This window comes from Bradyrhizobium cajani (assembly GCF_009759665.1).
In the GTDB taxonomy this organism is placed as follows: Bacteria; Pseudomonadota; Alphaproteobacteria; order Rhizobiales; family Xanthobacteraceae; genus Bradyrhizobium; species Bradyrhizobium cajani.
Genome location: NZ_WQNE01000067.1, coordinates 1 through 14,284, shown reverse-complemented (window position 1 = coordinate 14,284; position 14,284 = coordinate 1). Strand labels below are relative to the sequence as shown.

The following is a 14,284-nucleotide window of genomic DNA, read 5'->3' as shown; positions in this document are numbered from 1 at the left end:
TGTATAAGAGACAGACCCTGACCAGCGCGATGTACATCGGCGGAAACAACGCCGGCTCGCGCGCGAGCGCCTCTGCAAAGCTCTCCCCGGACAGGATCGCGGTCTTGATGCTGTTGATGACGGGACGAAGCCGGCCGACATCCATGTCGTTGGCGAGCAGCTCGAGCGCGTCGTTGAGCCGGGCGCCGGCCTTCAGCAGCAGGGCAAGGTCGCGGGTGAAGATGGTGACGTCCGCCGGCCCGGGCTTTGAGAGCGTGAGCGAGGCCAGCGACAGCGACCAGCCCTTGGCCTCCTCCTCGGGGCCGGCATCGATCGCGACCAGGCCGAGATATTCGATGCGCTGGGCCACCTCCGCGAGATTGGTCGCCATGATCGAGCCGGAGACCACCTCTCCCTTCTGCGTCAGCGCGCGATAGCGGAAGTTCGGCATCTCGTCACCGCACGGTGGTCACGCGCAGGATCTCCGCCGCCGAGGTCATGCCCGACAGACATTTGGCGAGGCCATCCTCGATCATCGTCGTCATACCGTTGCGGATGGCGACCTTGTCGATGGACTCCCAGTCGGACTGCTCCTCGACCAGCGTGCGGACTTCCTCGTTCATCTCCAGCACCTCGAACACGCCAATACGGCCGCGATAGCCGACATTGCCGCAGCGCTCGCAGCCGACGGGTTCGAAGATGACGTTGCCGACGGAAAGACCGACCGCGGTGTAGCGCGGATCCGCCTCGACGTCGGCCTGGGTCAGTGGCCGGCTGGTCTTGCAGCGGTCGCAGAGCTGGCGCACCAGGCGCTGGGCGATCACCGCGCGCAAGGTCGAACGCAGCAGGAACGCCTCGACGCCGAGGTCGAGCAGCCGCGGCACCGCGGCCGCCGCCGTCTCGGTATGGAGCGTGGTCAGCACGAGATGGCCGGTGAGCGCGGCGTGCACAGCGACGTGGGCGGTCTCGGAGTCGCGGACCTCGCCGACCATGATGACGTCAGGGTCCTGGCGGACGAAGGCGCGCAGCGCGGTGGCAAAGGTCAGCCCGATCGAAGGCTTGGCCTGCGACTGGCAAACGCCGGGAATCTCGTATTCGACGGGATCCTCGATCGTCAGGATCTTTCTCGTCGGCTCGTTGAGCAACGACAGCACGGTCGCCAGTGTCGTGGTCTTGCCGCTGCCGGTCGGGCCGGTGACGATGACCATGCCGTGCGGCAATGCCAGCATGCGCCGCAGCTTGCTCTGGTCGCCGGCAAGGAATCCCAGCTTGTCGATTGACAGCAGCGCGCGATCGCGCGGCAACAGGCGGATGACGGCGGATTCGCCATATTGCGTCGGCATGATTGCGACGCGCACGTCGATCTCCGAACGCGCTGCCCGGACCCGGGCGCCACCGTCCTGCGGCAAGCGGCGCTCGGCGATGTTCAGGCCGGCCAGAATCTTGATGCGCGAGATCACCGCCGCCGGAGGCACACCGTTCGGCGTCGGAACATTGCGCAACAGTCCGTCGACGCGCATCCGTATCACCAGCGATGTGCGGCCTGGCTCGATATGGATGTCGCTGGCGCGCAGCTCGACGGCGGTCTCGAACATGTCGTTGACCGCACGGACCACGGGCGCGCCGCTGGCAAGATCGCGCAGATTGTCAATGTCGTCATCATGCACCGTTGCGTTGACGGCGGCCTCAGCGCCAGCACTCTCCTCTTCGCCGAGACGCTGGTCGAGCACGGTGGCGATGTCCTCGAACGACGCCACTCTGATGGTGGGTGACGTCCCCAGCACGATCGCCGCCGCCTGGATGGATGCGCGATCCGTGGGGTCGGCCAGCACGAGCACGGGCGGTGTGCCTGCGGGCTGACACGGAAATACTGCCATCTCGCGCAGGAACCGGCGCGAGAATTGCTGCACCCGGGATTCCGCCGCCATCATCTCCTGAAGCGTGACGCGCGGAAGCTCGAAGAAAAGCGCCACCTCGTCGGCGAATTCGTTCGCCGAGAACTCGCTCATCTCCCACAGCTTGCGCAGACCGCCTTCGGCGGGACCCGCTCCGTTCGACCTGCCGAGCTTGTCCGCGTCCGCTTTCAGGCCGGCCTTCTGGCCGAAACGAGCTGCGAACTCGTGCGCATTCGGGAAAGCCATGAACGTCTACCGCGGTCACTCTGATGGCCGCAGAGCGGCAAGCGGGCCGTTTACCTCAGTTTTCCGATTGGAAATGTGACGTCATGACCATCGGAATATGGTCCTCAGGAAATTCACGACACGATGGCGCGAAATCCCCTTGATGTTCCTGCGCAATTTCCGCGGCGTCACAACGGCATGACAAAGTTGCGCGCGAATCGACAGCACACATAACACACGACTGTCATACGAGAGGGTTAAGCAAGCCGCATTCGGTCCGCCCCGCCATGACGGGAATAACAGCGGGCGGCGCGTGAGTGAGGCAGACAGTGAGCCGAGCAGCATTCCGGATCGGCTTGGTTGTCCAATGCGCTTTCATCTGCGTGTTGCTCGGCTCGTGCAACACGGTGAGCGGCATCGCCGAGGCCGACACCAAGGATCCGGATGTATTCGACAAGGTTCGCTCGGTCGACCTGTTGCCGCGCTATCCGAACCAGTTGCCGCAGCGCGAGCTCTCCACCGGCCCGCGCGCCAAGACCGCGATCTACGCCGCCGTCGCCGGTGACGATGCGCCGACGGCCACTTCCTCGCAGCAGGCCACGGTCAGCACCGACCGGTTCGAGCTGAATTTCGACAACTCGCCGATCGCGTCCGTCGCCAAGATCGTGCTCGGCGACATCCTCGGCGTCGGTTATGTCATCGACCCGCGGGTTCAGGGCAATATCAGTCTTTCGTCGGGCCGCCCGATTCCCAAATCCGACGTCATCTTCGCGCTCGAAAACGCGCTGCGGATCGGCGGCGTCGCCCTGGTGCGGGACGATACCGGCTACCGGCTGATGCCTCAGGGCGACGCAGTCGGCGTCGGGGCCGCCGATGCTTCCGATCGCATGACGCCGGGCTACGGCGTCACGGTGGTGCCGCTGCAATATGTCTCCGCGCAGACCGTCATCAAGCTGGTCGACAGCTTCGCCACCCGGCAGGGTATGATCCGCGCCGACACCAGCCGCAACCTGATCCTGATCCAGGGCTCCGGCAGCGAGCGCCGCAACGCGGTCGATCTCGTGCTGAGCTTCGATGCGGACTTCCTGAAGGGGCAGTCGGTCGGCATCTTCCCGGTGCAGAACAGCAATCCGGGGCCGATCATCGCCGAGCTCGAGAAGATCGTCGACTCCGGCGAAGGCGGCATGACGCAGAACCTGATCAAGTTCCAGTCGATCGCCCGGATGAACGCCGTGCTCGCGGTAACGCGGAAGCCGGAGCTGCTCAACCGCGTCGAGACCTGGATCCGCCGCCTCGACACCACGAATACCGGCCGCTCGGCCGTCCATGTCTACCGCGTGAAGTTCGGCGATGCCCGGCAGATCGCGCGCGTGCTCAACGACGTCTTCGGTGCGGGCGGCTCGTCCGGTTCGTCCGCCTCTCCGCTCGACAGCCCGAGCGGTCAGGTCGCGCCGGGATCGGGCCTCGCATCGAGCTCGAGCGGCGGGTCCGCACTCAACCGCCTGTCGGCCGCCCCCAATCAATCGAGCGGCGGCTTCTCGAATTCGAGCGGACGCGCCTCGAGCTCCGGGGGCGCCGACGCCTCGGCAGGCAACCAGCCCGCCTACGGCTCATCCTCCGCTTCGCAAGGCGGCGGCGGTCTATTCGACAGCTCCGGCACGGGACAGAATTCAGGCCGTAGCGGCTCGGGTGCCGGCAACGTCCTCGACGGCGTCCGCATCACCGCCGACACCGTCAACAACACGCTGCTGATCTATGCGAGCCAGGAGCAGTACCGGATCATCGAGCAGACCATCAAGGAGATCGACCAGCCGCAGCTTCAGGTCGCCATCGACGCCACGATCGCCGAGGTGACGCTGACCGACGATCTCCAGTACGGTATCCAGTCCTACATCATGAGCCGCGATCTCGGCCTCAAGCCCAACACCGGCTCGTTCGGTTTTAACGGCGCGACATCGGTCGCGGCCGCGGCAACCGACGTCGTGCTCCAGCGCGCCATTCCCGGCTTCAACTTCCTGGTCGGCTCGGCGCAGACGCCGCGGGCGGTGCTCAACGCGCTGCATGCGATCACCGACGTCAAGGTGCTGTCGAACCCGTCCGTCGTCGTGATCGACAACCAGATCGCGACCCTCCAGGTCGGCGACGAGATCCCGATCCAGACCGGAAGCGCAACGGTGCTGACCGGCAGCAACACCATCGCCAACACCACCGATTATCGCAGCACCGGCATCATCCTGCGCGTGGTGCCGCGGATCAACGCCAACGGCAATGTCAGGCTCGACGTCGAGCAGGAGATCAGCAACCCCGTCAGCAATTCGTCATCGTCGAGCTCTTCGTCGACGTCGACCAATTCGCTGACGCCGACGGTGTCGACCCGCAAGGTGCGCAGCTCTGTTGCGGTCGCCAGCGGACAGACGGTGCTGCTGGCGGGCCTGATCAGCGACACCCAGACCAAGGCGCGTGCCGGCATTCCGGGGCTCGACCAGATTCCCGGCCTCGGCGAGGTCGTGTTCGGGCAGACGGACAAGCAGATCAAGCGCACCGAGCTGATCATCTTCATCCGTCCGCAGATCATCCGCGACGGCGCGGACGCGCATTTCGTCGCCGAGGAGCTGCGCACCAAGCTGCGCGGCACGATCAATGCGAACGGCCCGAAGCCGACCGCGCCGACGACCTACCGCTAGACCCGTACGATTGCCCGAAGAGCCGGAGCGGTTCACATGTTCAGGTCCAACAAGCTTCTCGTCATCGCCATCGTGCTGAGCCTGGCCTCAACGAGCGTTGCCTACGCCGACGCGCTCGGTGCCGGAACCAGCGCCTTCAACCGCGGCGACTACAACACGGCTGCACGCCTGCTGTTGCCGCTGGCCGACCGCGGCAATGCCCGCGCGCAAGGAATGGTCGGCTTCATGTACGCAACGGGACAAGGTCTTCCCCAGGCCTATGACGCGGCGAGCTACTGGTACAGGCTGGCGGCCGAGCAAGGCGACACCACCTCGCAATATCTGCTGGGACTTGCCTACGACAAGGGCCAGGGCGTGCCGCAGGACGATGTCGCCGCCTACAAATGGCTCAATCTCGCGGCTGCGCATGCGCCCAGGAAAACGCGCGAGAATTTTGCCAAGCTGCGCAATGCCGTGGCTTCCAAGATGAGCCGCGGCCAGATCGCGGCCGGCCAATGGCATGCGCTGCGCTGGCCCCAGGAGTCGCCATTCTGACTGGTCGCCATTCTGACTTGTGGCCATTCTGACTTGGCGATGACGGCACGAAAGCCGTTCGGCAGCGCCGTCGCATCACGGATGTGACAACATAACGCCGGCCTTAACGGAAATCACACCATCACCACCATCCGTCCGGGCGGGATCGCCCGGATCGGTACAATTTGAAGCAATGGCTTAGCCGGATCGCGAGTTGTCTCTGCCAACCTCCCCTGCGCAAGGAGCGTCGGGGGACGGCATGACGGGAATTGGCAACGCGAAGCAGAGACTGGGGACATTGGCGGCGGCCGGCCTGGCTGCAGCCTGTCTGTCGATGGCGGAGCCGGCCCACGCTTTCCTGGTCCGCCCGGCGCTGTTTGCCGCAGTCGGCGCAGCGACCAAGGCGCCTTCCGGCTGGCAGCGGTTCTGCGCCGAGAATGCCGGGGATTGTCGGCCCGGCGCCGATCAGGCCCGCGACGTCGTGCTCACACCCGAACTGCTTCAGCAGCTCTACGAAATCAACAAATACGTCAACGATCGCGTCATCTGGACCAGCGACGATGCGCTGTACGGCAAGGCCGAGCGCTGGACCCTTCCCCTCGATCGCGGCGACTGCGAGGATATCGTCCTGCTCAAGCGCAAGATGCTCGCCAAGGCGGGCTGGCCGCAGGGCTCGCTCCTGATCACGACGGTCGAGGAGCCCGGTCCCGCCAAGGGGCGCCACGCCGTGCTGACCGTACGCTCCGACCGCGGCGAGATGATCCTCGACAACCAGACGCCGGAGATCCTGTTCTGGTACGAGACCAAATACCGCTATCTATCGCGGCAAAGCGCCGCCGACCCGAACGTCTGGGTGTCCTTCGGCTCCGAGCAACCCAAGCCGCCGGCCCTTCCCCTCGACCGCTGATCACGGGTCGAACGCCCCTAGAGCAAGCCTTTACGCGGCACGCCACTGCCGCGCGCCCGCCGGTCGATGCGATCGCCGCATGACCTCCCGGGCCATCCGGCGTTTCGTCACACCTGCACGTCCCAAACAGTACTATAACATTATACACGCGTTATGATATAAATTATATCATTCGCGACGGAATGATTCTCGTTTCGAATTGTATCACCATTCGCGATCCATCCTCGTTAGCGCTCATTTGAGGCATCAATGACCACTGAAGTTGTATTTGGCGGCCCGACAACGGTCTCCGCCCCCACCACCACGACCTACATCGTCGTCGCCCCGGGCACGCTCGACGTCGCCAGCGGCGGCGTCGTAACCGGCGCGACCGCGATCGGTCCCGGCAGCGTCATCATGATCGAGGCCGGCGGCACCGCCAACAACTCGACCGTCGTCGGCGGCGTGCAGTTCAACTACGGGACGGCCAACGGCGTCGTCATTTCCAACGGCGGCATCCAGCACGTCTATGGTGGCACCGCCAGCAACGTCGTGATCAGCGCCGGCGGCTACCAGGACGTCATGAATGCCACCGTCACCGGAACGACGCTGGCCGGCTCCCAGCAGGTGCACGCAGGCGGCGTGACCTACGCCACGATCATCGTCAGCGGCGGCAATGAATTCGTGGCCGCCGCAGGCACCACCAACGGGACGATCATCGCGTCGGGTGGGCTGCAATATATCGATGCGAACGGCACCGCCAACGCTACCCAGATCAACAACGGCGGCTATCAATACGTGCTCGGCACCGGCAATGACACCGTCGTGTTCGGCGGCGGCGTCCAGGAAGTCGCCGGCACGACCGACAACACCACGGTCAACAGCGGTGGCATTCAGCGAATCGTGCTGGACGGCACCGCGGTCACGACGACGGTCCAGGCCGGCGGCTTCCAGCAGGTCAACAGCGGCAGCGCGCAGGGCAGCCAGGTCAGCGGCAGCCTTCAGGTTCTCGGCGCAGGCACGTCGACCGACACCGTGGTCCTGGCCGGCGGCAACGAATATGTCGGCTCGGGCGCCTCGGCGACGGGCACGACGGTCAATGCCGGCGGTCTGCAATATGTCGATGTCGGCGGCTCCGCGGCCTCCACGGCGGTCAATGGCGGCTTCGTGTTCGTGGCAGGCACCGCATCGGGTGCGACGGTGAACAGCGGCGAGTTCGACGTGGTTGGCACGGCCAGCAACACGCATCTCGCCGGCGGCACCGAATATGTCTACGCTGGCGGCGTCCAGAACGGCGTCGACTTCGCCGGCTCGGCCTCGACGCTTTATCTTGAGAACGCGTCCGGCCTGACCGGCACGATCTCGAATTTCGAGGTTGGCGACGTCATCGACTTCCGCAACCTTGCAGTGACCTCCTACGCGTTCGACGGCGCGACCTTGACGCTGACGACCGGCAGCGGGTCGCTCGCATACCAGTTCGCGGGCGTCGAAGCCGGCACCGCGATCAACGTGGCCTCCGACGGCCATGGCGGCACCTCGGTGTCGCTGTCGCTGCTGTCGCAGGCCTCGGCGAGCCTCGTGCCCGAGGCCGGCGAAGGCGCGATCACCCCGCAGGGCTCTGATCCCGAAAGCGCTTCGCTCATCCACGCCCAGAGCTGACCTCAAATGACGTTGCCGTATCGGGACAAGCGTCCCGGTACGGCTTCCTCGGCCGTCAGAGCGACGCTCCGGCCAAGGCTCGCGGGCACGAGCACCGCCACTCTTCTCTCCATCAGGTTGCAAGCGCGGCAATTGCCCGCGGCCGTCGCGGAAAGCCGCGAGAGGGCATAGCCAATCGCTCATGCCCATGCGGCAGGCAGATCGCGGGCGCGATTGCATATCATGCGAAGCACTCGCCTCGGCTGCACCCGGCAAGCCCACTTCATATCATTTATGTAACATTATTCCGGACAAAATGCCGCATGTTGGGCAAAAATGTATCATAAAACATCATAAACAGATCGTTTAGAGCCCGTGCGGGTTTGACGCATGTCTCCGCAAACAGCGGTCGCGGCGCGGAATCCGGCCCCTTCAGCATCACTCGAGGTTATGTTATGACCACCGTCGTAAAAATAGGTACCGAATTTCAGGTCAATAGCCAGACGGCTGGCAGCCAGTGGTATCCCTCCGTCACCGGTCTCGCCAATGGCGGCTTTGTCGTCACCTGGCAGGACGGCCTCGCCGGCTCCAACAGCGGCAGCGGCACGCTCGGCGACGCCAGCGGCTCCGCGGTCAAGGCCCAGGTCTATGCGGCCGATGGCAGCAAGGTCGGCGGCGAATTCCTGGTCAACACCCAAACCAACGGCTCGCAGGCGACCCCGGTCGTGACCAGCCTCAGCAACGGCGGCTTCGTCGTTTCCTGGCAGGACCAGAACTCCACGAACGGCGACATCAAGGCCCAGATCTACGGCGCCAATGGCGCTCCGGTCGGCGGCGAGTTCACGATCAACTCCGTCACCGCCAACAACCAGAACACCCCGGCCATCACCGGCCTTCCCAATGGCGGCTTCGTGGTCGCCTGGACCAACCAGGGCACCGTCGCGCCCGACATCAAGGCCCAGGTGTATGACGCAAACGGCGCCAAGGTCGGCTCCGAATTCCTCGTCAACTCCGCCAGCGCCAATTTCGACCAGGAGCGCGCCTCGATCGCCACGCTCAGCAATGGCGACTTCGTCGTCACCTGGAACGACTTCCGCACCGGCGATTGGCAAGTCCGCGGCCAGGTGTTCCACCCGACCGCGAGCGGCGCCAGCAAGGTCGGCTCCGAATTCACGGTCGACACCGCCTTCTACAACAGCCGCGTGGTCGCCGGCGTGACCGGTCTCGCCAACGGCAATTTCGTCATCAGCTTCGAAGACACCAGCGGCGAAGTCCGAGCACAGGTCTTCACCGCTGCCGGCGTCAAGGTCGGCTCCGAGTTCCAGGTCAACACCCAGACCAGCGGCAACCAGGGCTTTTCAAGCATCACCGCGCTGACCAGCGGCGCTTTCGTCGTGACCTGGTCGGACGAAGGCACGGGCGACGGCAACGGCCCCGCCATCAAGGCCCAGGTCTATGACGCGGCCGGCAACAAGATCGGCGGCGAGTACATCGTCAATTCGCAGATCACCAGCAACCAGCTCTACCCGACCGTCGCGGCGCTCGCCAATGGCGGCTTCGTCATCAGCTGGCAGGACTTCAGCCAGACGCTGGGCGACAAGTCGTCCTACGGCATCACCGCGCAGATCTTCAACCTGTCGAACGCGCCGACCTCACCGACCATCGTTTCGGTCACCGACGACGTCTCGCCGAACAGCGGCGTGCTCACGAGCGGTGCCAGCACCAACGACACCAACCTGACGGTTCGCATCGCCACCGGCAGCAACTTCGCCGGCGACGTCGTGCAGCTGTTCGACGGCCAGACCGCGATCGGCACCGCCGTGACGCTCTCGCTCGCCGACATCGCGCGCGGCTACGTCGACATCCAGACCGGCGTGCTCGGCAACGCGGCCCATGCCATCACGGCGAAGGTCACCGATACGACCGGTGCCCAGAGCGGTGCCGCCACCGCGATCAACGTGACCGTCGACACCGTTGCCCCCGTCGTCGGCGTCAGCGGCGTGACGCTCGATACCGCCAACCTGCCCACCTTCACGGTGAGCGGCACAACCGAAGCCGGCCTTCTGGTCTCGGTCTATGACGGTACGACCCTGATCGGCACGACGACGGCCGGCGCCGACGGCTCCTGGAGCCTCACCGGCGTGGCGTTGACCGAAGGCGCCAACAACCTGACCGCCAAGACCACGGATGCGGCCGGCAATACCGGTACCTCGACCGTCTTCGCGGCGCCGACGCTGGTCTCGACCAGCACGGTTTCGGTCACGGGCGTGTCGACCACATCTCAGGGTTATGTCGTGCTCGGCGACGGCACCCTCGATGTCGCCTTCGGCGGCAACGTCTCGGGGAAGATCACGATCGGCAATGGCGGCGTCGTCGACGTCTTCAACGGCGCGACCGCGCAGCACACCGAGATCCTCAGCGGCGGCGTGCAGTATGACTACGGCACCGCGAACGACACCACCGTTCACGCGGGGGGTCAGCAGCACGTCTACTTCGGCGGCAACGCCAATGGTACGACGGTCGAGGCCGGCGGCTACCAGGACGTCTATTCGAGCTCGACCGTCACCAACGTCAGCCTCAGCGGCCAGCAGCAGGTGCTGGCGGGCGGTACCGCGATCGACACCGTCATCAAGGACGGCGGCTATCAGTATGTCGGCGACGGCGGCCACACCGAGGGCACGGTGATCAACACTGGCGGCCTTCAGTATGTCGACACCGGCGCAACGGCCGAGGACACCGTCATCAACGGCGGCTTCCAGTTCGTCAACGGCTCCACGACCGGCGGCTCGGTCGAGGGCGGTCATTCGCAGAACGGCGGCGTCGCGACCAACGTGACGGTCAAGAACGGCGGCGCCCAGCACGTCTACAATGGCGGCAGCGCGACGGGCACGACGGTCGAGGCAGGCGCCTTCCAGGACGTCTACCACGGCTCCGTGACCGGCACGAACCTCAGCGGCTCGCAGCAGGTTCTGGACGGCGCCACCGCCGACCAGACCGTGATCCAGAACGGCGGCAACGCCTATGTCGGCACGGGCGGTGCGGTGACCGCGACCACGGTCAACGCAGGCGGCCTGCTCTATGTCGCTGCCGGCGGCTCGGCCACCGGCTCGACGATCGACGGCGGCTTCGCCTGGGTTGCGGGCACGGCCTCGAACACGACGCTCAACAGCGGCGAGCTCGACGTCACGGGTTCGGCCTCCGGCACGCACCTGGCCGGTGGCATCGAGCGCGTGCTCGCGGGCGGTGTCCAGAACGGTGTCGACTTCGCCGGCTCGGCTGCGACGCTGACGCTGGAGAACGCGGCCGGCCTCACCGGCACGGTCTCGAACTTCGAAGTTGGTGACACGATCGACCTGCTCAACACCTCGGTCTCCTCGTTCACGTTCGACGGTTCGACCCTGACGCTCGCCACGAACTCGGGCACCGTTGCCTACCAGTTCGCGGGCGTGCAATCCGGCACCGAGCTCAACGTCACCGACGACGGCCATGGCGGCACAGCGATCTCGCTGTCGCTGCTGGTGCAACAGTCGGCAAGCATCGTTCCCGACTCCAGCGTCGAGAGCGGCCTCGTGCCTCAGGATACGACGCAGCAGCAGACCACGCTGGCCGCCGTCGGCTGATCCGGCCACACACGATCTGCGCACCGGGCTCCATCCCGGTGCGCGCCACGCCCGCGGCGGGAGGCATTGCCTCCCGCCGCTCTGCATGTCTGTGCAGACCGTTATGTGAGCGGTCCGACATAGTTATCAAACCGTAACATAGCCGCGTTAGCTATCGGCCCGACCTGCCGGCCGGCGGGATACCCGTCCGTGAGATCGTCCGGACCCGATTGCCACGGATTTTGCCGCCGATGAGCCTGAACGAGACCATTTCCCGGGACCCGGCCACAAAGGAGCCGCCGGTCCAGGCCGTCCCGAAGCCGCCGGTCGATCCCGGCCTGACCGCGCTCGTGATGATGCTCCAATTCCTCGGCGTGCCCGCCGAACCGGAGCAGCTCCGCCACCAGCTCGGTGTCGTCACGGTGGGCACCACCGAGATGCTGCGCTGTACGAAGCAGTTCAACATCAAGGCGCGCCTGGTCAAGACGAACTGGGACCGGCTCGACAAGACCCCGCTGCCGGCCATCGTGCCCCTGCGCGACGGCGGCTTTCTGATCCTCGGCAAGGCCGGCGACGGCAAGGCCATCGTGCAATATCCGGGCTCGCCGCGCCCGCAGATGCTGACCAAGGCGCAGTTCGAGGTGATCTGGGACGGCCGCGTCGTGCTGATGACCAAGCGCGCCGGCCTTGCCGACCTGTCGCGGCGCTTCGACATCACCTGGTTCATGGGCGCGATCAACCGCTATCGCGGTCTGCTCGGCGAAGTCCTGCTCGCCTCGTTCTTCCTCCAGATCTTCGCGCTGGTGTCGCCGCTGTTCTTCCAGGTGGTGATCGACAAGGTGCTGGTGCACCGCAGCCTCGGCACGCTGGACGTGCTGGTCGCCGGCATCGTCGCGATTTCGATTTTCGAGGTCGTGCTCGGCGCTTTACGCACCTACCTGTTCTCGCACACGACAAACCGCATCGACGTCGAACTCGGCGCGCGGCTGTTCCACCATCTGCTGGCGCTGCCGCTGTCCTATTTTCAGGCGCGCCGCGTCGGCGACACCGTCGCGCGCGTGCGCGAGCTGGAGAATTTGCGCAATTTCATCACCGGCTCGGCACTGACGCTGGTGATCGATCTATTCTTCACCTTCGTCTTCCTCGGCTTGATGGCATTCTACTCGCCGCTCCTGACTGCGATCGTGCTGGCCTCGTTCCCGCTCTATATCGTGATCTCGGCCGGCGCCACGCCGCTGTTCCGCCACCGCCTCGACGAGAAGTTCAAGCGTGGCGCGGAGAACCAGTCGTTCCTGGTCGAAAGCGTCACCGGCGTCGAGGCGTTGAAGGCGATGGCGGTCGAGCCGCAGATGCAGAAGCGCTGGGAAGAGCAGCTCGCAGGCTACGTCGCCTCGAGTTTTCGCGTGGTCAATCTCGGCAATGTCGCCAGCCAGGCCGTGCAGTTCGTCAGCAAGATCAACATGGCGCTGCTGCTTTATTTCGGCGCCAAGCTCGTGATCGACGGCAACCTCACGGTCGGCGAGCTCGTCGCCTTCAACATGCTGTCGGGGCGCGTCACCGCGCCGGTGCTGCGCCTTGCCCAGCTCTGGCAGGATTTCCACCAGGCACGTCTGTCGGTGGAGCGGCTCGGCGACATCCTCAACACCGTGCCTGAGCCGACCCACCGCGCCGGACGCGCGGCGCTGCCCGCCATCCGCGGCGACATCACCTTCGAGCATGTCGGCTTCCGCTACCGGATCGACGGGCCGCAGATCCTGGGCGACGTCACCCTGAAGATTCCGGCCGGCCAGATCGTCGGTATCGTCGGTACCTCCGGCTCCGGCAAGAGCACGCTAGGCAAGCTGATCCAGCGTCTCTATCTGCCCGAGAGCGGCCGTGTGCTGGTCGACGGCAACGACCTCGCCGCCGTCGATCCGACCTGGCTGCGCCGACAGGTCGGCGTCGTGCTCCAGGAGAACATGCTGTTCAACCGCTCGGTACGCGACAATATCGCACTCGCCGATCCCGCATTGCCGATGGAGCGGGTCGTCGCCGCGGCGAAACTGGCCGGCGCGCACGACTTCATCCTCGAGCTCCAGGACGGCTACGACACGGTGATCGGCGAGCGCGGTAGCACGCTGTCCGGCGGCCAGCGCCAGCGCATCGCGATCGCTCGCGCGCTGACCACCAATCCGCGCGTCCTCATCTTCGACGAAGCCACCTCCGCCCTCGACTATGAGAGCGAGCGCGTCATCCAGCAGAATATGCGCGAGATCACGGCGGGCCGTACCGTGCTGATCATCGCGCACCGGCTCTCGACCGTGCGCACCGCCGACCGCATCATCACCATCGAGCGCGGCCGCATCGTCGAGGACGGCTCGCACGACCAGCTGATCCGCAGCGGCGGCCGCTATGCCACGCTGCACCGTGTCCAGGCAGGCATCCATGAAGTCGGCTAAAGCGATGATCGCTTCGCTGCGCAGCCCGACGCGGACGCGCGACGAGCTGGCGTTCCTTCCCGCAGCGCTCGAGATCGTCGAGACCCCGCCCTCGCCGATCGGCCGCGCCATCTCCGCGTCGATCTCGGCGGTGTTCCTGATCGCGCTGGTGTGGGCCAGCATCGGCACCGTCGACATCATCGCGACCGCCACCGGCAAGATCGTGCCGGACGGCCGCACCAAGGTGATCCAGCCGTTCGAGACCGCCGTCGTGCGCGCGATCCACGTGCAGGACGGCCAGCGCGTCAAGGCGGGCGACCTCCTGATCGAGCTCGATCCCACCATGAGCCAGGCCGAGCTCGGCCATCTTCAGAGCGATCTGCTCGCGAGCGAGCTCGACATCGCGCGCCTGCACGCGGCGCTCGCCGGCGGCGATCCCAGCAAGTTC

General features: G+C 65.7%; 8 protein-coding genes and 1 pseudogene. 7 read left to right on the top strand and 2 right to left on the bottom strand.

The annotated features are described in order from the left end of the window. Together GPL20_RS37940 and GPL20_RS37935 are read right to left on the bottom strand one after the other, a co-directional pair. On the bottom strand, positions 1-430 hold a 430-nt coding region (locus tag GPL20_RS37940), incomplete at its 3' end, for a type II secretion system F family protein (protein WP_205751242.1). A 4-nt stretch (positions 431-434) separates the two neighbouring features. Continuing rightward, complete coding sequence (locus GPL20_RS37935; RefSeq protein ID WP_157337757.1) at positions 435-2,120, bottom strand: GspE/PulE family protein; 1,686 nt, start codon at positions 2,118-2,120, stop codon at positions 435-437. Positions 2,121-2,428: 308 nt separating this feature from the next. Between GPL20_RS37935 and gspD the strand changes: the two genes are divergently transcribed. The 7 genes and pseudogenes from gspD to GPL20_RS37900 all read left to right on the top strand — a co-directional run. After that, positions 2,429-4,783 carry a type II secretion system secretin GspD gene (gene gspD, locus GPL20_RS37930; RefSeq protein ID WP_254125094.1) on the top strand — a complete coding sequence of 785 codons (2,355 nt, stop codon included), beginning with the start codon at positions 2,429-2,431 and terminating at the stop codon, positions 4,781-4,783. 36 nt (positions 4,784-4,819) lie between these two features. Next, on the top strand, positions 4,820-5,317 hold the full coding sequence (locus GPL20_RS37925) for a tetratricopeptide repeat protein (RefSeq protein WP_157337755.1): 498 nt from the start codon (positions 4,820-4,822) through the stop codon (positions 5,315-5,317). A gap of 238 nt (positions 5,318-5,555) precedes the next feature. After that, complete coding sequence (locus GPL20_RS37920) at positions 5,556-6,203, top strand: transglutaminase-like cysteine peptidase (RefSeq protein ID WP_157337753.1); 648 nt, start codon at positions 5,556-5,558, stop codon at positions 6,201-6,203. Between the two features lie 249 nt (positions 6,204-6,452). After that, entirely contained in the window at positions 6,453-7,841 is a 1,389-nt protein-coding gene (locus GPL20_RS37915; protein WP_157337751.1) for a hypothetical protein, read from the top strand. A gap of 434 nt (positions 7,842-8,275) precedes the next feature. After that, positions 8,276-11,440, top strand: a complete 3,165-nt coding sequence (locus tag GPL20_RS37910; RefSeq protein WP_157337749.1) for an Ig-like domain-containing protein — start codon at positions 8,276-8,278, stop codon at positions 11,438-11,440. 230 nt (positions 11,441-11,670) lie between these two features. Then, positions 11,671-13,857, top strand: coding sequence for a type I secretion system permease/ATPase (locus tag GPL20_RS37905; protein ID WP_157337747.1), 2,187 nt, complete (start codon positions 11,671-11,673; stop codon positions 13,855-13,857). Continuing rightward, positions 13,844-14,284: pseudogene (locus GPL20_RS37900) on the top strand (biotin/lipoyl-binding protein); the annotation flags it as partial. The gene GPL20_RS37905 and the pseudogene GPL20_RS37900, both read left to right, overlap by 14 nt.